We start from the raw sequence: 24,845 nt of genomic DNA, 5'->3' as shown, positions 1-24,845 counted from the left end.
TCAAGGCCGCCGACGATCTCGCGCAGGCTCTGAGCCCCCGACAATTGCCCATAGAGCAAGGCCACGAACTGGCTCTTGGTCGACAGCCGACGCACATGCTTGTCCGCATGGTGCTTGTCCACAAGCCGTTCGAACACGCCCCAGGGAACATGCTTCAAGACGTCGTGGAAAACGCTATTGTGGTGCCGCACGGTGTTGCTCCCTCGTGTCCGGAAGACGCGCCAAACGTCTGAACACGAGTAGAATCAACACCGTGCGCTCAGTCCACAAAATTAAACCGGACAGCCGTGGGCTCGGCCCGGCCATCCATGCTTGTGCGCCCGCGGCCGCGGTTTGAGGGGGAGTGTCGCCAGGGGCGGTTCGCGCCCGTCAGCTTCTCAGCCGGGCGTTCTCCGGGTCGAAGGGGCTTTCCGCAATCACCCGCGCCCGCCTCCTTTCGCCGAGGATGGCGATATCCATCTCCGCGCCCTCGCCGCCGTGCTCGGGCCGCACCATGGCGAGCGCCAGCGAGGTGCCGAGCCGCCAGCCGTAGCCGCCGGAGGTGGCCCGGCCGACCATATCGTTTGAGCCGGGCGCGAAAATCACCTCGTTGCCCCTGGCATCGGCGTCGGTGATGCCCTCCACGCCCAAAGTGACGAATTTCCAGCGGTCGCCGTCGGCATGCGCCTTGACGAGCGCATCGCGGCCGATGAAGTCGCCCTTGTTGGGATGCACGAAACGGTCAAGGCCGCTCTCATAGGCGGTGTATTCGATGGAAAGCTCGCGCGGGATGAGCCGGTAGCTCTTTTCCAGGCGCATGGCATCCATCGCCCGGATGCCGAAGGGTTTGAGACCGAGCGAGGCGCCCTCGCCCATCAACAGATCGAAGATGGTGTTCTGCATCTCGATCGGGTGATGCAGCTCCCAGCCAAGCTCGCCGACGAAATTGACGCGCAGGGCATGCGCCTGGGCGATGCCGATATTGACGAACTGGCCGGAGAGCCAGGGGAAGGCCTCGCCCGATAGGTCGGCATACGTCAGCTTCTGCAAGAGCTCGCGCGAGCGCGGCCCGGCGACGACGAGGACGCCGAATTGCGTGGTGATGGGGCGCAGCCGCACCGAGCCGTCGGCGGGGCAGAGCTTCCATAAGGTGTCGTGGTCGTGCCGCTCGAAGGCGCCGGCGGAGACGAGATAGAAGCGGTCCCTCGCCCATTCGTAGACGGTGAACTCCGAACGCACGCCGCCCGCCGGGGTCAGGAGATGGCAGAGCGCGATGCGCCCGCGCTTTTTCGGAATGCGGTTGGCGAAGATAAGATCCAGCCATTGGCGCGCGCCGGGCCCCGAGACCTCCATCTTGGCAAACGCCGACATGTCGAGAAGGCCGACGCCATCCGTCACCGCCTTCACCTCCTCGCCGACGAAGGGAAAGTAGTTGGAGCGGCGGAAGGACCAGCGCTCGCGGATGCGGCCGGTATGGTCGGCCGGGGGATGGTTGTGGTTCGTCAGCGTGTCGTCGACGTCGAGCTCATCATGCGGCACCTCGTAGCCGTCCGGCGCGAACCAGTTCGGCCGCTCCCAGCCATAGACGGAGCCGAAGACGGCGCCGAGGCCGGCCATGCGCTCATAGCAGGGGGCGCGCTTCAAGGGCCTGGCGGCGGCGCGCTCCTCGTCGGGATAATGCAGCGTGAAGACGTTGGCGTAGGCTTCCTCGTTCTTGGCCTTCAGATAGCCGCGGCCGGCATAGGGCCCGAAGCGGCGCGGATCGACGCCCATCATGTCGATGGTGGGTTCGCCCTCCACCATCCATTCGGCAAGCTGCCAGCCGGCGCCGCCGGCCGCCGTGACGCCGAAGGAATGGCCCTCGTTCAGCCACAGATTCTTCACCTCCCAGGCCGGCCCGACCATCGGCGAGCCATCCGGCGTATAGGCGATGGCGCCGTTGTAGACCTTCTTGATGCCGACCTCGCCGAAATAGGGAACGCGGGCGATCGCCGTCTCGATATGCGGCATCAGCCGGTCGAGATCCTCCTGGAAGAGCTCGTATTCGGCTTGCGGGTCGGGGCCGTCGACATAGCAGACCGGCGCGCCGATCTCGTAAGGGCCGAGGAGAAGCCCACCCGCCTCCTCGCGCATATACCAGGAACTGTCGGATTCTCGCAGAACGCAGAGCTCGGCGCCGCCGTTGCTGCGAAACTCCTTTATCGCCGCAATGGGCTCCGTCACGATGAACTGATGCTCCACCGGGATGACCGGAATGTCGAGGCCGACCATCTCGCCGGTCCGGCGGGCGAAATTGCCGGTGGCGAAGACGAGGTGCTGGGCGGCGATGTCGCCCTTGTCGGTCCTGACGATCCAACTGTCGTCGCCCTGCTGCTCCAGCCCCAGCACCTCCGTGTTGCGGTAGATTTCCGCGCCGCGGCTGCGGGCGCCGCGCGCCAGCGCCTGGGTGAGGTCGGCGGGCTGGATATAGCCGTCCTCGGTGTGCTGGATGGCGCCGAGAAGGTCGTCGGTCTTCACATAGGGCCAGAGCTCGGAAATCTCTTCGGGGCGCATCACCCTGACGTCGACGCCGATGGTGCGGGCAACGCCCGCATAGTACATGTACTCGTCCCAGCGGTCCCTGGTGCGGGCCATGCGCACATTGGAGACCTTGCGGAAGCCGGTATCCATGCCGGTCTCCTCGGCGAGCTCCTGATAAAAGCGCACGGAGTATTTGTGGATCTGGCCGACCGAGTAGCTCATGTTGAAGAGCGGCAGGAGGCCGGCGGCATGCCAGGTGGAACCGGAGGTGAGCTCGCGGCGCTCCACCAGCACCACGTCCGACCAGCCCTTCCTGGCCAGATGATAAAGGGTGGAAACGCCGACGACGCCGCCCCCGATCACGACCACGCGCGCTTGTGACTTCATAGCCCCTCTCCCGCTCACGGCTCACGGACGGCCATTTTCCGCCTCTTCGCTCATATCGGGCGCGGCGCGTCCTTCATGGCCGAGCGGCGACATGGCGCCTTCCGTGAGCGGCATTTCGCGAGGTCATCTTCTCTTCGCCCTGTGATGGCGCAAGGCCCAGCCGCTCGCAGCCGCGCTTGGCGCGGCGTTTCCCCCGGCGCGGCGGGCAACTGGCCTCGCTGAGAATTTTCTGCAAACATCGCCATGCAACCTGCGATGGCGCGAGGTCGGGGGCATGAACAAGAAGGAGCTGATTGCGCAGGTTGCGCTGAGGACGGGCATCAGCCAGGCGCGCGCCGCCGAGGTCGTCGATATCGTCTTCGCGCAGATGCAGGAGGGGCTGAGGGGCGGCATGGAATTGCGGCTTTCCGGCTTCGGCGCCTTTAAGCTCAACAAGCGCGCGGCGCGCATCGCCCGCCATCCGCATACCGGCGAGACGGTGAGCATCGCCGCCGGCAAGGCGGTGCGCTTCAAGCCGGCGTCAAGGCTGCGCGAAGAGCTGACCGGCGGGGCGACAACACGCAGCCTCGGCCTGCCCGGCAATCCGGTGACGCCCGCGCCTGGCCTTCCCGGCCGGCCGACGACGCCGCCGCCCGGCCTTTCCGGCGAGCCAACCACCAAAGCCCCAGGCACGGGGGCACCGGGCACGGGGACACCGGGCAAGGGGACACCGGGCAAGGGCGGCGCGCGGGGCCGGCGCCGGCGCTAGCGCCGGCGGGTCGTGGCAGAGGCGGGAAGGACAATGCTCGGCAAGCTCCCGGACCTCATCGATAAGAGCTTCTTCATCGGCTATTTCCTGCCGGCGGCGATCCTCGTCGGCGGCGTTCAGCTTTGCCTTCACCTCTTCGGCCTGTTGCCGCCCTTCCTCACCTTCCCGAAAGTCTCCGACCTTCTCGACGCCGCCATCCTGATTGCCGCCGTCTGGCTTCTCGCCATCCTGCTCCTGGCGCTCAACCGCGCCTTCCTGCGGCTTCTGGAAGGCTATGTGCGCGTCTTTCCCTTCTCGCTGATGGAATTCTGGAAGCGGAAAGGCTTTCGCGACAACGTGGAGCCGGTGCTGCACCGCCAGGAGGCGATCGACCGCGCGCTTCGCGAGGGGACAGAGCTGCCTTATTTCCCGTCCGACCATTCGGAGCGCCTGCGCCGGGCGGTGGAGGATTACCCGCACGAGGCGGAGTTCGTGCTCGCCACCAGCTTCGGCAACGCCTTCCGGGCGCTGGAGGTGCATTCCAAGGTCGTCTACGGGCTCGATGCCATCCCCGCCTGGCCGCGGCTGGAAGCCGTCATCCCGGAAGCGTTCGGCAAGCGCCTCGACGAGGCGAAGGCGCAGCTCGATTTCGCCGTCAACACCTTCTACGCCGGGGTCATCGTGCTTCTCCTTTATGGGGGGCTCGCCGCCTTCAAGGAGCGGCTGCCGGGCTGGTGGTTGCCGCTGACGGCGCTCCTGGTCGCGCTGCTTGCCCGGCACATGGCGCAGGGCGCGCTCCGCCTCTACGGCGATTACGTGAAGGCGGCCTTCGACCTCTTCCGCGGCGAGCTTGCCGAAAAGCTCGGCCTTGCCCTGCCCCAGACAGCCGAGGACGAGCACCACATGTGGACGCTGGTCAGCCAGTATCTCATCTACCGACACCGCGGTTGTTACGAAGCGCTCGACGCCTTTCGCAAGAAGCCGGAGAGCGGCGGGCGCTGAGGCGCTTGCCGCCGTTGGCGCAGCCGCTTGCCGGATGGCGCGCCAGCGGCGCCCCGTGGCAGGATTGCGCGGCCCGCACCGTTCCCGGCGCCCATCGCGACCGACAGCCTTCGAGTTCCTCCATGCTCTTTTATCTGACGCTCATCCTATCCTGCCAGCTTGCCGGCGAGCTTCTCGTCGCCGCGTCCGGACTGCCGGTGCCCGGCCCGGTTCTCGGCATGGCGCTTCTCTTCGCCGGGCTCGTCATCCGCGGCGGCATCCCGGAAGGGCTGGCGGAGGTGGGCGATGCGCTGCTTTCCCACCTCTCGCTCCTCTTCGTGCCGGCGGGCGTCGGGGTCATCGTGCATTTCTCCCTCATCGGCACGGACGCGCTGCCCATCTCCGTGGCGCTCGTCGCCTCCACGCTTCTCACCATCGCCGTCACCGCCGCGGCGATGGTCTTCCTCACCCGGCTGGGCGGAGGCCGCGATGACGACTAGCTTTCGCGATATCTGGGTCTATCTCGCCGCAAGCCCGCTTCTCGCCCTCACCCTGACGCTTATGGCTTATCAGCTCGGCGCCTTCCTCTACCGGCGCGCCGGCATGAACCCGCTCCTCAATCCGGTGCTCATCGCCGTCCTCATCCTCGTCGCCATCCTCATTCTCACCGGCACCAGCTACGAGAGCTATTTTGAAGGCGCGCAATTCGTGCATTTCCTGCTCGGCCCGGCCACCGTCGCGCTCGCCATCCCGCTCTACCGCCAACTCCACCAGCTCCGCCGCTCCGGCGGCGCCATCTTCGTCAGCCTCATCCTCGGCTCGCTGACGGCGGCGGCAAGCGCCATCGGCATAGCCTTCGCGCTCGGCGGGGACCGCCTCACCCTCGTCTCCATCGCGCCGAAATCGGTGACGGCGCCGGTCGCCATGGGCATCTCCGAACAGCTCGGCGGCCTGCCCTCGCTGACCGCCGTCCTCGTCATCCTGACCGGCATTCTCGGCGCCGCGCTCGGCCCGCCGCTGCTCAACCTCCTGCGCATCAAGGACATGCGGGCGCGCGGGCTCGCCATCGGCACGGCCTCGCACGGCATCGGCACGGCGCGCGCCCTGCAGGTTAGCGAGGTGGCCGGCGCCTTCGCCGGCCTTGCCATGGGGCTCAACGCCCTGGCGACGGCGCTGCTCTTGCCGATCCTGTGGAAGCTCGTCTTCGCCGGCTGAAATCTCCCGCCGGCTGAAACCTCGCCCCGACTGAAACCTCGCCCCGACTGAAACCTCGCCCCGACTGAAACCTCTCTGCGGCGGCGCCGTTGAAACCGCGGCGCCCTCGCCTACCTCAGGGCGCCGCCCCGCCTCATCCCGTCAAGCTCGTTCATGTCCGCAGCCCAAGCCATCACGCCCGCCGACGACGCCATGCTGCAGCGCCTTGCAGCCCGCACCCGGCCGATGCTCTTCCTGCGCGGCGTAAAGGCAGGGCGGATGGCCCTCGTCGCCACCCTCGCCCTGCCCGCCGCGGCGACCCGCCCGGTGCTGAGGACGGCGGAGACGGAGGTGGAGCCGGCTCTCTTGATGGAGCGCTACGGCGTCGCCATCCTCGCCTATCGTTTCTCGCTGCCGGCCGAGAGGCCGGCTTGGTACGAACTCGGCGGCGAGCGCCATCCGGTCTTCAGCGACCTTTCCGGCGATATTCGCCTCGCCTTCGTTTCCTGCAACGGCCAGGAGGAGGGTGACCGGGAGCGGCCGCAGGCGGAGCGCAACGTTCTGTGGGCGCGGCTCGGCGCCCTCAACGAGGCGGCGCCGATCGGCCTTCTCCTGCATGGCGGCGACCAGATCTACGCCGACGAAATCCTTCTCGCCCATCCCATGACGCGCGAATGGGCGCGCCAGGGGGGCGACCCCGGCGCCGGCGCTAGCGAGGAGACAATCGCCGACATCACCGAGGCGCTGAACCGCGTCCTCTTGGAGCGCTATCTGGAGCTCTACGGCCAGGAGGAAATCTCGCGCGTTCTTGCGCGCATTCCCTCCCTCGCCATCTGGGACGACCACGATATCTGCGACGGCTGGGGCTCCTTGCCGGCGGAAAAGCTCGACAGCCCCGTCGGCAAGGCGCTCTTTGCCGTGGCGCGCGAGCATTTCCTCCTCTTCCAGGTGGGCGCGGCGCCGCAGGCCTTGCCGGAAACGCTGCTCGACGCCACCGGCGCCTCGCTCTCCTTCGCCGTCAAGCTGCCGGGCCTGACGGTGGTGGCGCCGGATCTGCGCTCCGAACGCCGGCGCGAGCGGGTGATGGGCAGCGCCGGCTGGGCGGCCTTGGAAAAAGCGCTCGGCGAGGTGAAGGAGGGCCGCGTCCTCCTCCTTTCCTCCGTGCCGGCGCTCGGGCCGCGCCTGTCGCTGATCGAGGCCGTCATGCGCATCACGCCGGTGGCGGAGAAATACGAGGACGACCTTCGCGACCAGTGGCAGAGCCGCACGCATCGCGGCGAATGGCGGCGCTTCCTGAAGCTGCTCTTGCAAACGCATGCAAGGCCGGGCGTCGCGGTGACGGTCGTCTCCGGCGAGATCCATCTTGCAACGCGCGGCACGCTTGCCGCCGAGAAGGGCCCGCTGCACCAGCTCGTCGCCTCCGGCATCACCCATCCGCCGCCGCCGAAGGCCTATGCGCTCGCCCTTTCCGCGCTGGCCCGGCTCGGCGAGGCGCCGCTGAAGGAACACCCGATCCGCCTGCACCCGCTGCCCGGCAAGGCAAGCGTTTATACGGCGGAACGCAATTTCCTCATGCTGGAGCGCAGGGGCGACGACTGGGAGACCTGGTGGGAGCTTGAAAGCGGCGCGACGGGAAGGATGGGGGTGTGAGCCCTCAGCCTGCGGCGAACACCAGCACATTGTTGCCCGCAGGCATGTCCTTGACGGCTTCCAGGCGCATGCCGGCCGCCTCGGCGAGGCCTTGAAGCTCGGCGATGTCGCGCAGGCCCCATGCGGGATCGGCGCGGCGCAGCGAAGCGTCGAAGGCGGCGTTGCCCTCGCTCATCCTCCCCTCGCGCGCGAAAGGGCCGTAGACGAACAGGTATCCGTCCGGGACGAGGTTTCTCGCCGCGCCGGCAATCAGCGCCCTTGAGACATCGAAGGGCGCGATATGCAGGACGTTGATGGCGATGACGGCCTGCAGCGCCGCCGGCGGATGGCCGGGCGCGTTCAGCCGCCACGGCTCGCGCACATCGAGCGCGAAGGGGGCTCTGAGATTTCCGAGCCGCTCCGTCTCGGCCCAGGCGGCGATGCTTTGCCGGTGCGCCGGCTCCGGGTCGGAAGGCCAGAAGGCGAGCGCGGGAAAGGCGCGGGCGAAGCCCAGAACGTGCTGGCCGGAGCCGGAGCCGATTTCCAGGACATGGCCGGTCCGGCCCTGAAGAAAGGGCGCCAGCGCCCCGCGGATGGGCAGATGGTTGCGGTGATAGGAGGGGGTGTCGAGCCGGCCGTCGGCGAAGGGCGATGGCCTTCCCCGGCCCGGGGAAAAGTCCGTCATGGGCGCTACTTAGGCGATCGCGGCCGGCGCGGCCAGCATCTGCGGCGCTATGGCTTCATGCGGGCGGGAAAGAGGGCGGCGGCTTTGTTCCCCGCGCTTCGGCCCCGCGCCGCCCGGCTGCGCGGGGCTCGCCACACGCGGCTCGATACCTCGGCTCGGGCGCACAGGCATGAATGGCCGGCTCGAGCCCGGCCATGACGATAACTGAAGCTGAGCCGCGTGCGAAACCGTCGTCACGCCAAGCCCTTACGGACGCGGGCGCTGGGCGGTCAGGGGCGGCGCCGCGCCAGCCAGACGGTGTGCCGATCGCAATCGGGATCGTCGGCGACATGCCGCACAACCTCAAGACCGTTCGCCGCGATGAGGGCGCGATACTCCGCCGGCGCGAGGCTGGCGTGGTAGAGCTTCTCGCCCTCGAAAGCGCCAATCCGTTCCCCGGCCTCCGGCCCGCTGGTGAAAAGCAGCATTCCGCCCGGCTCAAGATGGGCGGCAAAGCGGGGGAACATGTCGCGCTGGGCATCGGGCGTCAGGAAGAAGAAGCTGTCCCAGGCGAGAAGGCCGGCAAAGCGGCGGGCAAGGGCAAGCTCGCGCATGTCGCCCTCCACCCAGGCCGCTTGCGGGAAGCGCCGGCGCGCCAGGGCAAGAAGAGCGGGCGAGGAATCGAGGCCGGTGAGCCGGCAGCCATGGTCGATCAGATAGCGCGCGATCGGCTCGCCCATGCCGCAGCCGAGGTCGAGCACCTCCCGGCTCGCCGGCAGGGCCTCAAGGAAGCGGTCGAGCCAGCCGCGCTCCCACAAAGCGCGCCCACGCCTGGCGTCGAAGGCGGCGGCATGGCGGCGATAGATGCCGACGACCGCCTCGGCGAGCTCCGGAGGGGCTTCGCCCGCCCCGCTCACGCCAGCGCCGCCTCGGCGATGTCCGGACGGCCGGCGGCCCGCGCCGCCGCCGTCAGCGTGTTGGCCATCAGCATGGCGATGGTCATCAGGCCGACGCCGCCCGGCACCGGCGTGATGGCGCCGGCGACTTCCACGGCGCTGTCAAAATCGACGTCGCCGACGAGCCGGGTCTTGCCCTCGCCGCGCTCGGGCGCGGGGATGCGGTTGATGCCGACATCGATGATGGTGGCGCCAGGCTTCACCCAGTCGCCCGTAATCATCTGCGGCCGGCCGACGGCGGCAAGAAGGATATCGGCGCGGCGGCAGACATCGGGCAAATCGCGCGTCCTGGAATGGGCGATGGTGACGGTGCAGTTCTCGGCAAGAAGCAAATGCGCGACCGGCTTGCCGACGATGTTGGAGCGGCCGACGACGACCGCTTCCAGGCCGGAAAGGTTCTCGCCGAGGGCGGATTTGGCCATCACCAGGCAGCCGGCCGGGGTGCAGGAGACGAGCGCTTCGGCCCGCGCGCCGGAGACGAGGCGGCCGAGATTGACCGGCGAGAGCCCGTCGACATCCTTGGCCGGGTCGATGGCGTTGATGACGGCCCGTTCCGAAATGTGGGCCGGCAGGGGCAATTGGGCGAGAATGCCGTGGATAAGCGGGTCGGCGTTGAGCTCGGCGATGAGGGCGAGAAGGTCCTCCTCGCTAGTTTCCGCCGGCAGGCGGTGGGTATCGGAGCGGAAGCCGCATTCCTCCGCTTTGAGGCCCTTGTTGCGGACATAGACCTTACTCGCCGGATCCTCGCCGACGATGACGACGGCAAGACCGGGATTGTCGGCGCCGGCGGCAAGAAGCGCCTCACGCCCCTTCTTCACCGTGTCGATGACGGTGCCGGCCACCGCCTTGCCGTCGATGATGCGTGCCTTGCCGGCCTCGGCCATTTTGCTCTCCTGCAACGGTTCGCGGCCCTTCTAGCGAGACTTGCCTGGCAGGCCAATCGTTCGGCGCGCGTCCGATGGCGACGCGATGAGAACAGCCTTGCGAAATCACGGCCGGCACCTTGGCCTGAAGGGGGCGGGACAGCTACAAGAGGACAAACGGTCGCTTAGCGGCCGACAACAAGCACGCAAAGCGAAGGGTGTGGGATGGATGCGCCAAGCGGCGGCAGACGCCGCAAATACGCCGAGCCGAAAGGCCGCCAGCTCGACGAGACGGCGCTCGCCGAGATGGAGGCGCTTATCGGCGAGGGGGAGAAGCGACGCGATCTTCTCATTGAGTTCCTGCACCTCATCCAGGACCGCTACGGCCATCTTTCGGCGCGGCATCTGAGGGCGCTCGCCCAACTGATGCGCCTGTCGCAGGCCGAAATCTACGAGGTGGCGAGCTTTTATTACCATTTCGACATCGTGAAGGAGGGCGAGGCGCCGCCGCCGCCCGTCACCTTGCGCATCTGCGATTCCATCTCCTGCATGCTGGCGGGCGCCGAAGGGCTGATCGCGGCGGCGCAGGCGCGGGCCGATCCCGCCAGGCTGCGCGTCGTGCGCGCACCGTGCATGGGACGCTGCGCGGAGGCGCCGGCGGCGCTCCTCGGCCGGCGCTCGCTCGGCCATGCCGATGCGCCGACGATCGGCAGCCTTCTCACCGCGGGCGAGCTCAGTCCCGAGATCGCCGATTATGTTCCGCTCACGGCCTACCGGGAGGCGGGCGGCTATTCCCTGCTCGCCGCCTGCCGGGCCGGGCAATGGAAGCCGGTCGAGCTTTCCGACGTTCTTGAGGAGGCCGGGCTGCGCGGCCTCGGCGGGGCCGGCTTTCCGGCGGGCCGCAAATCGACGATCGTGCGCTCCTTCCCCCGCCCGCGCTACGTCACCGTCAACGGCGACGAGGGCGAGCCCGGCACCTTCAAGGACCGCCATTACCTGGAAACCGACCCGCACCGGATGCTGGAAGGGGCTCTCATCGCCGCCTGGGCCGTGGAGGCGGAGCGCGTCTATATCTATATGCGCGACGAATATCCGGGGGTGCTTGAAATCCTCGCCCGCGAGATCGCCGCGCTGGAGGAAGCCGGCATCGCCGAACCCGGCTTCCTGGAGCTTCGCCGCGGCGCCGGCGCCTATGTCTGCGGCGAGGAATCGGCGATGCTGGAATCCATCGAGGGCAAGCGCGGCCTGCCCCGCCACCGCCCCCCCTATATCGCGGAAAAGGGCCTCTTTGCCCGCCCGACGCTGAACCACAATGTGGAAACGCTGTGGTGGGTGCGCGACATCATCGAGAAGGGCGGCGACTGGTTCGCCGAGCAGGGGCGCAACGGCTCCAAGGGCCTGCGCTCCTATTCCGTCTCCGGCCGGGTGGCGGAGCCGGGCGTCAAGGTCGCCCCGGCCGGCATCACGCTCACCGAGCTTGTCGCCGAGCATTGCGGCGGCATGGCGGAAGGCCATGAACTGAAGGCCTTTCTGCCGGGCGGCGCCTCGGGCGGCATCTTTCCGGCGAACATGGCCGATACGCCACTCGATTTCGGCAAGTTCGACAGCGCCAAGGGCTTCATCGGCTCGCACGCCATCGTGGTCCTGTCGCAAGAGGACAATATCCGCGAGGTCGCGCTCAACCTGATGCGCTTCTTCGCCCATGAAAGCTGCGGCCAGTGCACGCCCTGCCGCTCCGGCACCGAAAAGCTCGTCCAGCTTCTGAAGGACGGACCGCTGGAAGAGGAGGTGCTGCGCGACCTTGAGGCGGTGATGCGCGACGCTTCCATCTGCGGGCTCGGCCAGGCGGCGCCGAACCCGGTCAATCATCTCCTGACCTTTTTCAGGGAGGACATCTGATGCTCAGCGCCTATCTCGCCACGCTCGCCGGCGTCATCCTCGCCCAGGCCGCGCCGGGGCCGAACATGCTCGCCGTCGCCGGCGTGGCGCTCGGCCAGGGGCGGCGCTCGGCGCTGATGACGGTGCTCGGCGTCGCCTGCGGCGTGCTCGTCTGGTCCTCGGCCGTCGCCTTCGGGCTCGCCGCCGTGCTGGCGCTCTATCCCTCCTTCATGACGGCGATGAAGCTCATCGGCGGGGCCTATCTTCTTTATCTCGGCGTCAAGGCGGTGAAGGCGGCGCTCACCGGCAAGATGGGCGCCATTCGCGTCAGCCAGGCGCCGATGGCGCCGGCGGCGGCCTTGCGGCGGGGTCTCCTCGTGGTGCTGACCAATCCCAAAGCCGCGCTGATGTGGACGGCCGTCGGCACCTTCCTTTTCGGCGCCGGGCTTTCGGCGCTCGAGGTCTTCGCCTTCGGGCCGCTCGCCTTCCTCACCGCGGCGCTCATCTACGGCGCCTACGCCTTCCTGTTCTCCACCGGGCTCGCCATGCGCGCCTATGGGCGCTTCGCGCGCCTTGTGGAGGGGCTTTTCGGCCTCGTCTTCGGGGCGCTCGGCGGCAAGCTCGTCCTCGACGGCATCCGGGAGATGCGCGCATGACCGACATCACCTTCACCCTCGACGGCAAAGAGGTCACGGCCCGGCCCGGCGAGACCATCTGGCAGGTGGCCAAGCGGCACGGCACGCGCATTCCCCATCTTTGCCATCTCGACCAGCCCGGCTACCGGCCGGACGGCAATTGCCGCGCCTGCATGGTGGAGGTGGAGGGCGAAAGGGTGCTCGCCGCCTCCTGCATCCGCGCCCCGAGCGAGGGCATGGTGGTGACGTCGGCCGGCGAGCGGGCCGAAAAGGCGCGGCGGATGGTCTTTGAACTCCTTCTCGCCGACCAGCCGGCGCGAGAAGGCCATCCGGACCCCGACGCGCCCTTCTGGCAATGGACGGAGCGGATGGGGATTGCCGCTTCGCGCCTTCCCTCCAAATTCACAGATGAGGACGATGCGGAAGCCGCGGCGCAGGGCAACGGGCACCTTCACCGCGAGGCGCTGCACGATGCCAGCAACGTCGCCATCGCTGTTAATCTCGACGCCTGCATCGAATGCAATCTATGCGTGCGCGCCTGCCGCGAGGTGCAGGTCAACGACGTCATCGGCATGGCCTTCCGCGGCCATGAGGAACGGCCGGTCTTCGATTTCGACGACCCGATGGGCGCCTCCACCTGCGTGACCTGCGGGGAATGCGTGCAGGCCTGCCCGACGGGCGCGCTCTACGAAAAGTCGCTGATGGACGAGGCGGCGCGCAGCCGCACCGTCTGGGCGGAGCGCAGCGTCGACAGCGTCTGCCCCTATTGCGGCGTCGGCTGCCAGACGCGCGTTCACGTCAAGGACGACAAGATCGTCCAGGTCGACGGGCGCGGCGGACCGGCGAACGAGAACCGGCTCTGCGTCAAGGGCCGCTTCGGCTACGATTACATCGCCCATCCGCACCGGCTGAGGAAGCCGCTCATCCGCCGCGACGACGCGCCCAAGCGCGGCGACATGATGCTCGATCCGGCCGACCCTTCAGAGATATTTCGTGAAGCCTCCTGGGAGGAGGCGCTGGAGCTGGCGGCAACAGGCCTGAAACGCATCCATGCGGAAGACGGCGGCAAGGCGATCGCCGGCTTCGGCTCGGCCAAGGGCTCCAACGAGGAGGCCTATCTCTTCCAAAAGCTCATCCGCCAGGGCTTCGGCACGAACAATGTCGACCATTGCACCAGGCTCTGCCACGCCTCCTCCGTCGCCGCGCTGATGGAGGGCATCGGCTCGGGGGGTGTCTCCGCGCCCTTCACCGCCGTGGACGAGGCCGATTGCATCATCGTCATCGGCGCGAGGCCGAGCCAGAACCACCCGGTCGCCGCCACCTATTTCAAGCAGGCGGCGAAAAGGGGCGCCAAGCTTGTCGTCATCGATCCGCGCGGCCAGGAGCTGATGCGGCATGCCACGCACTCCCTGCGCTTCAAGCCGGGCACCGACGTGGCGCTGTTGAACGCCATGCTGCATGTCATCGTGGCGGAAAGGCTCTACGACGAGCAGTATATCCAGGCGCATGTCGACGGCTTTGCCGCGCTCAAAGAGAAGGTGAAGGATTTCTCGCCGGAAGAGATGGCGCCGATCTGCGGCGTCGCGGCGGAGACGATCCGCGAGGTCGCGCGCCTCTACGCGACCTCGGAGCGCTCCATCATCTTCTGGGGCATGGGCATCTCGCAGCATGTCCACGGCACCGACAATTCGCGCTGCCTCATCGCCTTGGCGCTGACCACCGGCCATATCGGCCGGCCGGGCACCGGCCTGCATCCCCTGCGCGGGCAGAACAACGTCCAGGGCGCCTCCGATTCCGGCCTCATCCCGATGGTCTATCCCGATTACCTCTCGGTCGAGGATCCGGATATACGCGGCCATTTCGAGGATGCCTGGGGGCGCAGCCTGGACCCCGAGCGCGGCCTGACCGTGGTGGAAATCGTCGACGCCATCCATGCGGGCGAAATCCGGGCCATGTACATCCTCGGCGAGAACCCGGCCATGTCCGATCCCGACCAGCACCATGCCCGCGCCGCGCTCGCCAAGCTCGACCATCTCGTCGTGCAGGATATCTTCCTGACAGAGACCGCCTTCCACGCCGATGTGGTGCTGCCGGCCTCCAGCCATGCCGAAAAGCTCGGCACCTACACCAACACCAACCGTCAGGTGCAGATCGGCCGGCCGGTGCTGCCCCTGCCGGGCGAAGCGCGCCAGGATTGGGAGCTGATCGCGGAGATCGCCAACCGCATCGGCCTTGGCTGGTCGTATTGCGGCGTCCCGGAGGTCTATGAGGAGATGCGCTCGCATATGCGCTCGCTCGACCACATTTCCTGGGAGCGGCTGGAGCGGGAAGGCTCCGTCACCTATCCGGCCGATGCTGATGACAAGCCCGGCAATGAAATCGTCTTTTCCTCCGGCTTCCCGACCAAGGACGGGCGGGCGCGGCTCGTGCCGGCCGACCTGACGCCGCCGGACGAGCTTCCGGACGAGGCCTATCCGATGGTGCTGACGACGGGCCGCATGCTGGAGCATTGGCATACCGGCGCCATGACGCGCCGCGCCGATGCGCTGAACGCGCTGGAGCCGGTCGCCGTCGCCTCGCTCAATCCGCGCGAGGCGACGCGCATGGGGCTTGTCCCCGGAGACGCCATCGTGGTGGAGACGCGCCGCGGCGACATTTCGCTGACGCTGCGCGCCGACCGCGACGTGCCGCCGGGCATGGTGTTCATCCCCTTCTGCTTTTACGAGGCGCCGGCGAACGTTCTGACCAACCCGCAGCTCGATCCGTTCGGGAAGATCCCGGAGTTCAAGTTCTGCGCGGCGAGGGTGCGGCGGGCGGAGACCGCCGAGGCGGCTGAGTAGGCAGACACGCTATCTCGTCGTCGCCGGGCTGTGACATGGCCCGAGGTCAAATTCGCTCTCTGTCGTCATCGCCGGACTTGATCCGGCGGCCCACCCCTCGGCGCCGAAGCAAATCTTAGCGGCAATGGCACGGATGCCCGGGTCGGGCCCGGGCATAGCGAAAGCGAAAACCGCAGACCATAGAAAAGGCCGCCGGCGACGCCGGCGGCCGTTGATCTGCACATATCCTGACCGGCTAGACCCGGCGGCCGCGCACGGCGCCGAAGACGGCCGAGATCAGGAAGAGGGCGATCGCGACAAAGAAAATGATCTTGGCGATGCCAACGGCCGTACCCGCAATGCCACCAAAACCAAGAATAGCCGCAATCAAGGCTATGACCAGAAAGGTCAGCGCCCAACCGAGCATGACGAATTCTCCCGTATTTGGCGCCCCCTCAGGGGCGGTCGGCAAGTATAACGCCGCTAGGGGGAATTTGGTTGCCGAGCGAAACCTAAGACGCCATAGAAACAGAGCGTCAGATTCCGCGCAGCATCAGCGTCTGGACGAGGATCAGCGTCTTGGCGTCGGCGATCCTTGCCTCGCCGACCATGGCATAAAGCTCGTGAAGGCAAAGCTCGATCACCTCGATCTCCTCGCCCTCATGGTGGTTGCCGCCGCCTTCCCCGGCCCGGTCCGCCGGGCGGTAGGGCGCCAGAAAGAGATGCGAAAGCTCCTTCAGGCAGCCGGGAGCGGCGTAGACGCTTGCGACCGGCTCGGCCGCCGAGAGGGCGAGGCCGAGTTCTTCGCGCGCCTCACGCAAAGCCGCCTCTTGCGGCGTCTCGCCAGGGTCTATGATGCCGGCGCAGGCCTCCAGGAGCCAGCCGTCATCCCCTCCGCCACGCACCAGGAGGGGGGCGCGAAGCTGGCGCACCAGCAGGCAAGTCCGGCGCTCAGGGTCATAGGGCAGGATACTGGCCGCATCGCCGTGATCGACGATCTCGCGCTTGTGCTCGCCGGTGCGGCCCGACACGACCACCTCGTGAAGACGGTTCCAGCCCTCATAGAGGATGCGTCGGGAGAGGATGGTCGGCTTCGTCTCGTTCATCGTCCCCGCTTGCCCGGCTCTCAAAGGCGCGTCAATGCCGGGCCGAAAGGATAAGGATAGAGCCTGCCCTTGCGTAAGACATGGCGCCGCGTCAGAAAGCCTTCACTCGGCAAAACGACTTCCCACACCCGTCATTCATCTCTAAATGCGGGCGCAGGCGCGAGGAAAGCAGCATGCAAAAAAACGCGGCCCCGCTCGTGCGGCTGGAAGATTACCGCCCGACCGACTACGTCATCGACGCCGTCGCGCTCGATTTCTCCCTGGCGCCGAGAAGGACGCGCGTCGCCGCCAGCCTCAACCTGCGACAGCGCGAGGCAGGCGGTCCGCCCCCTCCCCTCAGCCTCGACGGCGACGGGCTGAAGCTTGTCTCCGTCGCGATCGACGGCCGGCGCCTTGCCGATACCGAATACGAGGCAACGCCCGACCGCCTCACCGTCCTGCATCCGCCGGCCGAGCCGTTTTGCCTGGAGACGGTGACGGAGGTTGATGCGGACGCCAATACGGCGCTGATGGGGCTTTACCGCTCCTCCGGCATCTACACGACGCAATGCGAGGCAGAGGGTTTCCGGCGCATCACCTATTTCTACGACCGGCCGGACGTGCTCGCCGTCTATACGGTGCGCATCGAGGCGTCCGCCGCCGAGGTGCCGGTGCTGCTTTCCAACGGCAACCTCACCGAAAGCGGTCCGCTTGCCGGCACCGACCGGCATTACGCCATCTGGCACGACCCCTTTCCCAAACCCTCCTATCTCTTCGCCCTCGTCGCCGGCGATCTCGGCGCCATTCACGATATCTTCGTCACGCAGTCCGGCCGGCGCGTGCGTCTCGCCATCTACTGCGAGCACGGCAAGGAGGAGCGCTGCCACTACGCCATGGACGCGCTGAAGCGCTCCATGCGCTGGGACGAGGAGGTTTACGGGCGCGAATACGACCTCGACGTCTTCAACATCGTCGCCGTCTCCGACTTCAACATGGGCGCGATGGAGAACAAGGGCCTCAACGTCTTCAACGACAAATACGTGCTGGTCGACGCGGAGACCGGCACCGACAGCGACTATGCGCATGTGGAAGGCGTCATCGCCCACGAATACTTCCACAATTGGACCGGCAACCGCATCACCTGCCGCGACTGGTTCCAGCTGTGCCTGAAGGAAGGCCTCACCGTCTTCCGCGACCAGGAATTTTCCGCCGATATGCGCTCGCGGCCGGTGAAGCGGATCGGCGACGTCATCGGCTTGCGCCAGGCGCAGTTCCCGGAGGATGCCGGCCCCCTCGCCCATCCGGTGCGCCCGACCGCCTATCGCGAGATCAACAACTTCTACACCGCGACCGTCTATGTGAAGGGCGCCGAAATCTGCCGCATGCTGAAGACGGTGCTGGGCGAGGAAGGCTTTGGCGCCGGCATGGACCTTTATTTCGCCCGCCATGACGGCGGCGCCGTCACCATCGAGGACTTCCTCGCCGCATTCGCCGATGCCACCGGCGCCGATCTCTCGCAGTTCGCCCTTTGGTATCATCAGGCGGGCACGCCGAAAGTCGCGGTGCGCCACGCCCACGACGCGAAGGCCGGCACTTTGAGCCTGCACCTGAAGCAGGAACTGCCAGAGACGCCGGACGGCAAGCCCAAGCGGGCGCAGCTCATCCCGCTCGCCTTCGGCCTCGTCGGCCCGGACGGGCAGGACCTGTCTTTCGCGGAGGCTAAGGGGGCGGAAAAGCTGGCCGACCAAGGCGCCGCCCTGGAACGGGGGCTCATCCTTCTCGGGGAGGACGAGCTGGAGCTCACCTTCACCGGCCTCAAAGCGGGCGCGGTACCTTCGCTCCTGCGCGGCTTCTCCGCGCCGGTGCGGGTTGAGAGCGACCTTTCGGAAGAGGAGCTTTTCTTCCTCGCCCGCCAGGACAGCGATGCCTTCAACCGCTGGGAGGCGCTGCAGGATCTTTCGCGCCGCGCCATCGCGGAGGGCTACGCCCTGCATCATCAGGGTCACGAGGCCGACTTCGACCCGCGCCTTGCCGCCGCGTTCGGCGAATTGGCGGAGAACGAGGATTTCGATCCGGCCTTTCGCGCGCTCGCCCTCTCCCTGCCCTCGGAAGCGGAGATGGCGGAGCTCATCGGCAAGGATGTCGATCCGGACGCGCTGCACGAGGTGCGCGACGCCCTGACGGCGGACATCGGCGACCTTGCCGGCGAACGCATATCGGAGGCGGCACGGCGCTCTCCCCCCGACCCGGGTTATTCGCCGGACGCCATGAATGCCGGCCGGCGCTCCCTCACCCATGCCGCCTGGCGCTACCGCGTCGCCTCCAGCGGGGACGGCGCGTTCCTCATGGAGGCCTTGCGCACGGCGGAAAACCTCACCGTGCGCGTCGCGGCGCTGCATCTCATCGTGCATCATCGACTGAGCGGTGCCGAGGAGGCGCTCGCCGACTTCTTCGAGCGCTACCGCGACAATCCGCTCGTCCTCGACAAATGGTTCTCCGTGCAGGCGACCCGGCCCGGCCACGACACGCTGGACCTGGTTGAAGAGCTGACGCGGCATCCGGCTTTCTCCTGGAAGACGCCGAACCGGGTCTACGCGCTGGTGCGGGCCTTCGGCGGGGCCAACCTTACCGGCTTCCACAGGCCGGACGGGGCGGGCTATCGCTTCCTCGCCGATGCCGTTTTGCGCCTGGACGCCACCAACCCGTCCGTCGCCTCGCGGCTCGCCACCTGCTTCCGCAGCTACCGCCTGTTCAGTCCCAGGCGCTGGGCGGAGGCGGAGACGGCGCTGAAGGACCTGGCGGCGCAGCCGGATCTCTCCACCGACGTCTCCGACATCATCCTGCGCACCCTCGCCTGAGCCGGCGCACAGGCGCCCGGCGATGCCGCGAGAGGTCTGGACATTCGGATTCCAGAAGATTCAAATGAGCTGATTCGGGGGTGCGGGCCCCCTTATCACTGGAGGTAGGCAATGGCGCGGGCTCCGGAAGCCCTTGCGTCCGCAGTCCGGCGTCTGCCACATCTGAGGCGGCTGGACCGGCAAGCGCTTGCGGGCCATGCGCGCCTGTTCATCCACCCTGCCTATGCGCGCCTGGTGCAGGCGGAGCCGCTGATCCGGCGGCTCATCCCCTTCCTCATCGTGCTGTTCATCCTGGCGCTCGGGCTGATGCGCGCCGTCGTCCTCAGCGATGCGCACAGCGAGCTGGAAAGACGCGTGCACGGCGAGGTGGCTCTGCTCGCCAACGCGGTCGCCAACAATCTGAAGGAGATGCGCGCGCAGATGCCGGCCGCCGCCATGTCGGAGACCTATCACGGCATCCTCGCCAACGCCGTGCCGGAAGGCGCCACCGGCGAGGGTCGCATCGTTCTGCTCGCCGACCCTTCAGGGAAGATCGTGGCGAGCGCGCCCTACGGAACCGGCCTCGCCGGCCGGACGCTGGAGGATTTCCTCGGCCCCGGCCAGCCGCTGACGACGCTGGGCGCCAGGGCCGGCGTTCTCGATATCCGCCTGCCCAGCGGCACCGACGTCATCGCCACGGTGCATCATATCGGCGAGGCGGTCGGCTCCGTGGCGATCTATCAGCCGCTCTCGGCCGCCTACGCCTCCTGGCGCGCGCGTCTGTCGCGCGAAGTCACCGTCTTCGTCGGCACCAGCCTCATCCTCGTCATCCTCGGCTTTGCCTATCAGGCGCAGACGGCGCGCGCGGAAGAGGCCGACTGCATCTATTCGGAGACGCAAAGCCGCGTGCATATGGCGTTGATGCGCGGCCGTTCGGGCTTGTGGGACTGGGACCTTTCGCGCGGGGCGATCTTCTGGTCGCCGTCGATGTACGACCTTCTCGGCCTGCCGCCGAAGAGCGGGCTTCTGTCGGCCGGCGACGTTGCGGAACGCATCCATCCCGATGACGGCGATCTCATCGAACTCGCCAACGCGCTGATCGAAGCGGAGGGGGCGCAGATCGACCGCGAGTTCCGCATGCGCCACGAAGAGGAGAAATGGATCTGGGTGCGCGCCCGCGGCGAGGTGGTGCGCGACACGGACGGCCAGCCGCACTGGATCGGCATTGCCGTCGACGTCACCGAAAGCAAGCTCGCCGCGGAGGCCTCGCGCACGGCCGATCTTCGCCTGCGCGACGCCATCGACGCGATCTCGGAAGCCTTCGTGCTGTGGGACGCCTCCAACCGGCTCGTCCTGTGCAACAGCAAGTATCAGGAGCTCTACCGCCTGCCAGACAATCTGGTGCGGCCCGGCACCGCCTATGTCGACGTGATGGGCTCCGGCCGGCGCCCGCAATTCGCCTCGCTGCTGCCGGCTTCGGAAAGCCCGCAGCCGGGCGGGCGCTCGGTGGAGGCGCGGATCGAGGACGGGCGCTGGCTGCAGATCAACGAGCGCCGCACCAGGGATGGCGGCTTCGTCTCCGTCGGCACCGACATCACGGCGCTGAAGCAGCACGAGGCGCAGCTGATGGAGAACGAGCGCACCTTGACGGCGACCGTCGCCGATCTGCGCCGCTCGCGCCAGCAACTGGAGGCGCAGACGCAGCAGCTTGTGGAGCTGGCCGAGAAATACGCGCAGGAGAAGGAGCACGCGGAGGAGCTGTCGCGCGTCAAATCGGAATTCATGGCCAATGTCAGCCACGAGCTCAGAACCCCGCTCAACGCCATCATCGGCTTCTCGGAGATGATGCAATCGGGCGCCTTCGGCCCGCTCGGCGACGACAAATACGAGGAGTATTGCAGCGACATCCTCGATAGCGGCCACTACCTTCTGTCCATCATCTCCGACATCCTCGACATGGCCCGACTGGAATCGGGGCGGATGCGCCTGGAGATGGGCGAGGTGGAGCTGAACAATCTGACTGAGGAGGTGGTGGCGAGCTACCGCCAGGAGGCGGGTGAGGCGGAGCTTTCGCTGACGCACGAGGTGGAGGAAGGACTAGCGCTCCAGGGCGACCGCAAAGCGCTGCGCCAGGTGCTCCTCAATCTGCTTTCCAACGCGGTGAAGTTCACCCCGGCGAAGGGCTCGGTGAAGGTGCTGGCCAGGCGCCAGGGCGAGCAGGCCATCATCATCGTGGAAGACACCGGCGTCGGCATCGCCAAGAAGGCGCTGGAGCGGCTCGGACGGCCCTTCGAGCAGGTGCAGAGCCAGCTCACCCGCGACCATAAGGGCTCCGGGCTCGGCCTCGCCATCACCCAGTCGCTCGTCCAGCTGCATCAGGGCGAGATGCAGATCGAATCGAGCGAGGGCGTGGGCACGCGCGTGACGCTGTTCCTGCCGCTCAGCCAGAATGAGCCGGGCGAGGAGATGGCGGCGGCGAGCTGAGGCCTTGCGGGCTCACCTCAGACGCGCTCCGTCGCCGCGTTCGGCCTCTGGCTGCGGCGCGGCGTCTCGGCGAGCCAGGCGGTGAGCCAAAGCGCGGCGATGCCGAGCGCCACCGTCGCCGTGTCGAGCACCACGCCGCCCCCCATCTCGACGCGGACGATAAGGCCAAGGAGGCTCAGGATGGAGCCGACGCAAAAGACGTAGAGCGAGTTGCGGCCAAGCCGCGACAGGAAGCCGACGAGACCTCCGGCATGGCGGGCGATGAACGGAAAGACCGCCGAAAAGACGGCGATCAGCGCCAGAAGCTGGACGATGCGCAGGGGTGCGGCGAAGGTCCGGTCCAGCGAGAAGAGCAGCTTCGGCGCCGGCAGGTCGTCAAAGGCCGGCCACAGCTGCCAGATCTGTACCGCCGCGAAGACAAGCAATGCCGGCAGCGCCACCCGGCGGATGGCGACCAGATGGCGCCTTGCCCAGCCGCCGACACCATTCTCGCCGCCGAGCACGAAGCCGAGAATGAAGATGAGCTGCCAGGAAAACGGATTGAACAGCCAGGTCCCCTCGTAAGGCCAGGTCCGCAGCTGCCAGCCCGATAGAAGCGTCGCGGCATAGATCGCCAAAGAAAGCGGCAGGACCAGCGCCGGCGCCCGGCGGTCGAGCAAGGCGAAGGGAATCGCCATCAATGTCAGCACGACGTAGAGCGGCAGAATGTCGAAGAGATTGAGATGGTAGGTGAGGAGAACGAGGCCGATATGGGCCGTCACCGGCGCCTCGAAAATCGGCCGGGCGCTGTTCCAGGTCAGATAATTGACGTCATGGGTCAGAAGCGCCGCGGCGGCCAGGATGGCGATCGCCAGAAACACGCTGACGAGCTGGGCGGCATAAATCTTCCACGAGCGGGCGAGAAGCCGCAACGCCAAGGGCTGGAAGCTCCCGGCTTCGCAGCCGGCCCGGTCGGTGACGATGCGCAGCGCCCAGCCGGCCAGGAAGACGAAGAGATCGGCCGAATCGGAGAACGAGACGTTGCGATGCGTCAGCGCCCCGTAGATGTTGCCGGGGACGTGGTTGACGAAGATGGAGACCAGCGCGAAGCCGCGCCAGAAATCGACTGCATTCGGCGCGCGGGCCACGTTTTCACTCGATCGCTCTGTTGGCGGTAGATTGCGGCCGCATCCCTAGCCGTAGGGTGCGTCACGGAAAAGCGCCCATGGCGCGGCAAAAGGGCGGGAAAAGGGCAAAGCCCCTTCGCGCGTGGGCAAGCTTGTTGCAAGCCCTTTCTTTGCGGGCCACCTGCAGACGGGCGCACCGCCGCCAGCCGATGGGCCGGGCGGCATAACCTTCTCCGGCAAAGCAAATAATCCCGGGGAAGCGGCCGCTTTCTGCTAAGGGTCGCGGTCGATACGCTTACCTTCAAGAAGACCGACACAACGAGATGCTCGACATCGTGAATGCGGCGTCTTTCATGGCGCATGGCTATTGCCTTTTATGGAATCCGTGGCTGGTCAGCCTCCACGCCATCGCCGACCTTTTCATCTTCCTTGCCTATGCGGCGATTCCAGCCGGCATTCTGCTTTTCCTGCGGCGGCGGCCCGACATACGCCTCAACTATCTGCCCATCCTCTTCGCCGCCTTCATTCTCTTATGCGGCCTCACCCATCTCTTCGGGCTCGTCACGCTCTGGTATCCCGTCTACGAGCTTCAAGGCATCGTCAAAGCGCTGACGGCTCTCGTCTCGGTGACGACCGCCCTCGTCGTCTTCCTGCTCATTCCAAAGCTCGCCGCCCTGCCGAGCCCGGCCCAGCTGCAAGAGAGCAACGACAGGCTGGAGGCGGAAATTGCCGCCCATCGCGAGACGCTGGCGGAGCTCGGCAAGGCGCGCCAGGAGCTGGAAGCGCGGGTGGCGGAGCGCACGGCCGAACTGGAAGAGGCCAATCAGCGGCTGGAGGTTCTGACACGCGAGGTCGTGCACCGCTCCAAGAACCTGATGACGGTGGTGCAGAGCCTGGCCTCGCAGACCGCCGCTTCCTCCAGCGACAAGACCGAGTTCCTGAGCAAACTTTCCGGGCGCCTTTCCTCGCTCGCCGCAGCGCTCGACGCGGTGGCGCGCGGCGAGCGCGAAGAAGTGGAGCTGTCCGCTCTCATCGAGAGCCAGCTTGAGCATTATCGCGCCGCCTTCGGCGAGCGCATCCGCATCGACGGACCGTCCTTGCGCATCCGCCCGGAGGCGGCGCAGCAGATCGGGCTCGCGGTGCACGAATTGGCCACCAACGCGGTGAAATACGGCGCCCTTTCCAAAGCGGATGGGAAGGTCACGGTGAGCTGGCGCGTCGAGGAGGCCGGCACGGAGGGAGCCGCCAAGGACGGCCCTGCCGTGCAGCTTCACTGGTGCGAAGAGGTGGCGCGGGGGAAGGCGCCGAACCGGCAGGGCGAGGCCGTCTCCACTTCCGCCACGGCCGCCGACAGCCGAGCTGAGGCCGGCTTCGGCACCAAGCTTCTGGAATTCGCCGTGCCGCAGACCCTGCGCGCCAAGATGCGCCGCGAATTGGGCGCCAACGGCTTCTCCTACGCGCTTTCCATCCCGCTGGCGGAGCTGAGGCCGCGCACCGCGCAGGAGGACGAGAAGGACGTGACGCGCGCCTTCCCGCTCGCCGCCGCCAGCTGAAGCCTCCCGCGATCAGGCGGAGGCGCTACTCGGCCGGCTCGGCGGTCGGCCAGTCGACGAGAAAGTCCTCCCAATCCGTCACCTCCACGTCGCATTCGGAGACGGTGCGCCCGCGGGTGGAGATGCCGGCCTCGTGCACGGTCTGGCGCGAGCCGGAGAGGAGATGGTGCCACCAGTAGAGATCGCGGCCCTCCGCGACGAGGCGGTAGGCGCAGCTCGGCGGCAGCCAGTCGATCTCGCGCACATTTTGTGGCGTGAGCGGCACGCAATCGGGCATCTCGCGCGCCCGGTTGGCATAGTCCAGGCAACGACATTCCGTCTCGTCGTAGAGCCGGCAGGCGATATTGGTCCAGGAGATCTCGCCGGTGTCGAAATCCTCCAGCTTGTTGAGGCAGCAGCGACCGCAGCCGTCGCAAAGCGCCTCCCATTCCTCGGCGCTCAGCTCCTCGAGCCGCTTGTCTCGCCAGAAGGCTTTCCGGCCGGTCATCTTTCCATTCATCGCCAGAACCTTGAGCATGCCCGCCGGCGCATGAGAAGTCCGCACCCTT

20 protein-coding genes are annotated in these 24,845 nt (G+C 67.3%); 11 read left to right on the top strand and 9 right to left on the bottom strand.

Annotated elements, in window-relative coordinates:
- On the bottom strand, positions 1-191 hold a 191-nt coding region (locus Q331_RS23490), incomplete at its 3' end, for a DUF4372 domain-containing protein (RefSeq protein ID WP_156953362.1).
- A 178-nt stretch (positions 192-369) separates the two neighbouring features.
- Positions 370-2,886, bottom strand: a complete 2,517-nt coding sequence (locus Q331_RS0114220) for a GcvT family protein (protein WP_026381235.1) — start codon at positions 2,884-2,886, stop codon at positions 370-372.
- Between the two features lie 229 nt (positions 2,887-3,115).
- Here Q331_RS0114220 and Q331_RS24330 point away from each other — a divergent pair, with 229 nt between their 5' ends.
- From Q331_RS24330 to Q331_RS0114190, 5 genes are all read left to right on the top strand, one after another.
- Positions 3,116-3,634: an HU family DNA-binding protein gene (locus Q331_RS24330; protein WP_322786510.1), complete on the top strand. Its 519-nt coding sequence runs from the start codon at positions 3,116-3,118 to the stop codon at positions 3,632-3,634.
- Positions 3,635-3,667: 33 nt separating this feature from the next.
- Positions 3,668-4,615, top strand: coding sequence for a hypothetical protein (locus Q331_RS0114205; RefSeq protein WP_026381234.1), 948 nt, complete (start codon positions 3,668-3,670; stop codon positions 4,613-4,615).
- Between the two features lie 122 nt (positions 4,616-4,737).
- Entirely contained in the window at positions 4,738-5,094 is a 357-nt protein-coding gene (locus tag Q331_RS0114200) for a CidA/LrgA family protein (RefSeq protein ID WP_026381233.1), read from the top strand.
- Positions 5,084-5,809: an LrgB family protein gene (locus Q331_RS0114195; RefSeq protein ID WP_026381232.1), complete on the top strand. Its 726-nt coding sequence runs from the start codon at positions 5,084-5,086 to the stop codon at positions 5,807-5,809. Before Q331_RS0114200 ends, Q331_RS0114195 begins: the two co-directional genes overlap by 11 nt.
- Before the next feature lie 153 nt (positions 5,810-5,962).
- A complete protein-coding gene (locus Q331_RS0114190) occupies positions 5,963-7,438 on the top strand; it encodes an alkaline phosphatase D family protein (protein WP_084175066.1) in 1,476 nt (491 codons plus the stop codon).
- A gap of 4 nt (positions 7,439-7,442) precedes the next feature.
- Here Q331_RS0114190 and Q331_RS0114185 read toward each other — a convergent pair whose 3' ends face one another.
- The 3 genes from Q331_RS0114185 to folD all read right to left on the bottom strand — a co-directional run bounded on the left by Q331_RS0114185 (position 7,443) and on the right by folD (position 9,921).
- Positions 7,443-8,102, bottom strand: coding sequence for a DUF938 domain-containing protein (locus tag Q331_RS0114185; RefSeq protein ID WP_026381230.1), 660 nt, complete (start codon positions 8,100-8,102; stop codon positions 7,443-7,445).
- 269 nt (positions 8,103-8,371) lie between these two features.
- Entirely contained in the window at positions 8,372-8,998 is a 627-nt protein-coding gene (locus tag Q331_RS0114180) for a class I SAM-dependent DNA methyltransferase (protein ID WP_026381229.1), read from the bottom strand.
- Positions 8,995-9,921 (bottom strand): bifunctional methylenetetrahydrofolate dehydrogenase/methenyltetrahydrofolate cyclohydrolase FolD, encoded by a 927-nt coding sequence (gene folD / locus Q331_RS0114175; protein WP_034492313.1) that lies wholly within the window; start codon positions 9,919-9,921, stop codon positions 8,995-8,997. The genes Q331_RS0114180 and folD overlap by 4 nt, the downstream gene beginning before the upstream one ends.
- Before the next feature lie 204 nt (positions 9,922-10,125).
- Here folD and Q331_RS0114170 point away from each other — a divergent pair, with 204 nt between their 5' ends.
- Genes Q331_RS0114170 through fdhF form a run of 3 tightly spaced genes read left to right on the top strand, consistent with a single transcriptional unit; the run spans position 10,126 to position 15,253 of the window.
- Positions 10,126-11,799, top strand: a complete 1,674-nt coding sequence (locus Q331_RS0114170; protein ID WP_026381227.1) for an NADH-ubiquinone oxidoreductase-F iron-sulfur binding region domain-containing protein — start codon at positions 10,126-10,128, stop codon at positions 11,797-11,799.
- Positions 11,799-12,434, top strand: a complete 636-nt coding sequence (locus Q331_RS0114165) for a LysE family translocator (protein WP_026381226.1) — start codon at positions 11,799-11,801, stop codon at positions 12,432-12,434. Before Q331_RS0114170 ends, Q331_RS0114165 begins: the two co-directional genes overlap by 1 nt.
- On the top strand, positions 12,431-15,253 hold the full coding sequence (gene fdhF / locus Q331_RS0114160) for a formate dehydrogenase subunit alpha (protein ID WP_026381225.1): 2,823 nt from the start codon (positions 12,431-12,433) through the stop codon (positions 15,251-15,253). The genes Q331_RS0114165 and fdhF overlap by 4 nt, the downstream gene beginning before the upstream one ends.
- Positions 15,254-15,488: 235 nt before the next feature.
- Here fdhF and Q331_RS23485 read toward each other — a convergent pair whose 3' ends face one another.
- Entirely contained in the window at positions 15,489-15,659 is a 171-nt protein-coding gene (locus tag Q331_RS23485; RefSeq protein ID WP_026381224.1) for a DUF1328 domain-containing protein, read from the bottom strand.
- 109 nt (positions 15,660-15,768) lie between these two features.
- Positions 15,769-16,338, bottom strand: coding sequence for an NUDIX domain-containing protein (locus Q331_RS0114150; protein ID WP_034492310.1), 570 nt, complete (start codon positions 16,336-16,338; stop codon positions 15,769-15,771).
- A 173-nt stretch (positions 16,339-16,511) separates the two neighbouring features.
- Here Q331_RS0114150 and pepN point away from each other — a divergent pair, with 173 nt between their 5' ends.
- Both pepN and Q331_RS0114140 read left to right on the top strand, forming a co-directional pair.
- On the top strand, positions 16,512-19,175 hold the full coding sequence (pepN, locus tag Q331_RS0114145; RefSeq protein WP_026381222.1) for an aminopeptidase N: 2,664 nt from the start codon (positions 16,512-16,514) through the stop codon (positions 19,173-19,175).
- Between the two features lie 111 nt (positions 19,176-19,286).
- Positions 19,287-21,638 (top strand): PAS domain-containing sensor histidine kinase, encoded by a 2,352-nt coding sequence (locus Q331_RS0114140; protein ID WP_026381221.1) that lies wholly within the window; start codon positions 19,287-19,289, stop codon positions 21,636-21,638.
- A gap of 17 nt (positions 21,639-21,655) precedes the next feature.
- Here Q331_RS0114140 and Q331_RS0114135 read toward each other — a convergent pair whose 3' ends face one another.
- Entirely contained in the window at positions 21,656-22,765 is a 1,110-nt protein-coding gene (locus Q331_RS0114135) for an OpgC family protein (RefSeq protein ID WP_026381220.1), read from the bottom strand.
- 302 nt (positions 22,766-23,067) lie between these two features.
- Between Q331_RS0114135 and Q331_RS23125 the strand changes: the two genes are divergently transcribed.
- A complete protein-coding gene (locus Q331_RS23125; protein ID WP_051631180.1) occupies positions 23,068-24,297 on the top strand; it encodes a sensor histidine kinase in 1,230 nt (409 codons plus the stop codon).
- Between the two features lie 25 nt (positions 24,298-24,322).
- Here Q331_RS23125 and Q331_RS0114125 read toward each other — a convergent pair whose 3' ends face one another.
- Positions 24,323-24,784 carry a YcgN family cysteine cluster protein gene (locus Q331_RS0114125; protein ID WP_034492326.1) on the bottom strand — a complete coding sequence of 154 codons (462 nt, stop codon included), beginning with the start codon at positions 24,782-24,784 and terminating at the stop codon, positions 24,323-24,325.
- Between the last annotated feature and the right edge of the window lie 61 nt (positions 24,785-24,845).

It is taken from the genome of Afifella pfennigii DSM 17143 (genome assembly GCF_000688515.1).
Classification (GTDB): Bacteria; Pseudomonadota; Alphaproteobacteria; order Rhizobiales; family Afifellaceae; genus Afifella; species Afifella pfennigii.
Note: the sequence above shows the minus strand (reverse complement) of the source record. Positions and strands in the feature narration are given on the sequence as shown.

Coding starts and splice junctions, on each gene's coding strand:
- Q331_RS0114205 (WP_026381234.1), top strand. CDS start 3,668: ATGCTCGGCAAGCTCCCGGACCTCATCGATAAGAGCTTCTTCATCGGC.
- Q331_RS0114190 (WP_084175066.1), top strand. CDS start 5,963: ATGTCCGCAGCCCAAGCCATCACGCCCGCCGACGACGCCATGCTGCAG.
- Q331_RS23125 (WP_051631180.1), top strand. CDS start 23,068: ATGCTCGACATCGTGAATGCGGCGTCTTTCATGGCGCATGGCTATTGC.
- Q331_RS0114165 (WP_026381226.1), top strand. CDS start 11,799: ATGCTCAGCGCCTATCTCGCCACGCTCGCCGGCGTCATCCTCGCCCAG.
- Q331_RS0114195 (WP_026381232.1), top strand. CDS start 5,084: ATGACGACTAGCTTTCGCGATATCTGGGTCTATCTCGCCGCAAGCCCG.
- Q331_RS0114185 (WP_026381230.1), bottom strand. CDS start 8,102: ATGACGGACTTTTCCCCGGGCCGGGGAAGGCCATCGCCCTTCGCCGAC.
- folD (WP_034492313.1), bottom strand. CDS start 9,921: ATGGCCGAGGCCGGCAAGGCACGCATCATCGACGGCAAGGCGGTGGCC.
- Q331_RS0114170 (WP_026381227.1), top strand. CDS start 10,126: ATGGATGCGCCAAGCGGCGGCAGACGCCGCAAATACGCCGAGCCGAAA.
- fdhF (WP_026381225.1), top strand. CDS start 12,431: ATGACCGACATCACCTTCACCCTCGACGGCAAAGAGGTCACGGCCCGG.
- Q331_RS23485 (WP_026381224.1), bottom strand. CDS start 15,659: ATGCTCGGTTGGGCGCTGACCTTTCTGGTCATAGCCTTGATTGCGGCT.
- Q331_RS0114220 (WP_026381235.1), bottom strand. CDS start 2,886: ATGAAGTCACAAGCGCGCGTGGTCGTGATCGGGGGCGGCGTCGTCGGC.
- Q331_RS0114200 (WP_026381233.1), top strand. CDS start 4,738: ATGCTCTTTTATCTGACGCTCATCCTATCCTGCCAGCTTGCCGGCGAG.
- Q331_RS0114125 (WP_034492326.1), bottom strand. CDS start 24,784: ATGACCGGCCGGAAAGCCTTCTGGCGAGACAAGCGGCTCGAGGAGCTG.
- pepN (WP_026381222.1), top strand. CDS start 16,512: ATGCAAAAAAACGCGGCCCCGCTCGTGCGGCTGGAAGATTACCGCCCG.
- Q331_RS0114140 (WP_026381221.1), top strand. CDS start 19,287: ATGGCGCGGGCTCCGGAAGCCCTTGCGTCCGCAGTCCGGCGTCTGCCA.
- Q331_RS0114150 (WP_034492310.1), bottom strand. CDS start 16,338: ATGAACGAGACGAAGCCGACCATCCTCTCCCGACGCATCCTCTATGAG.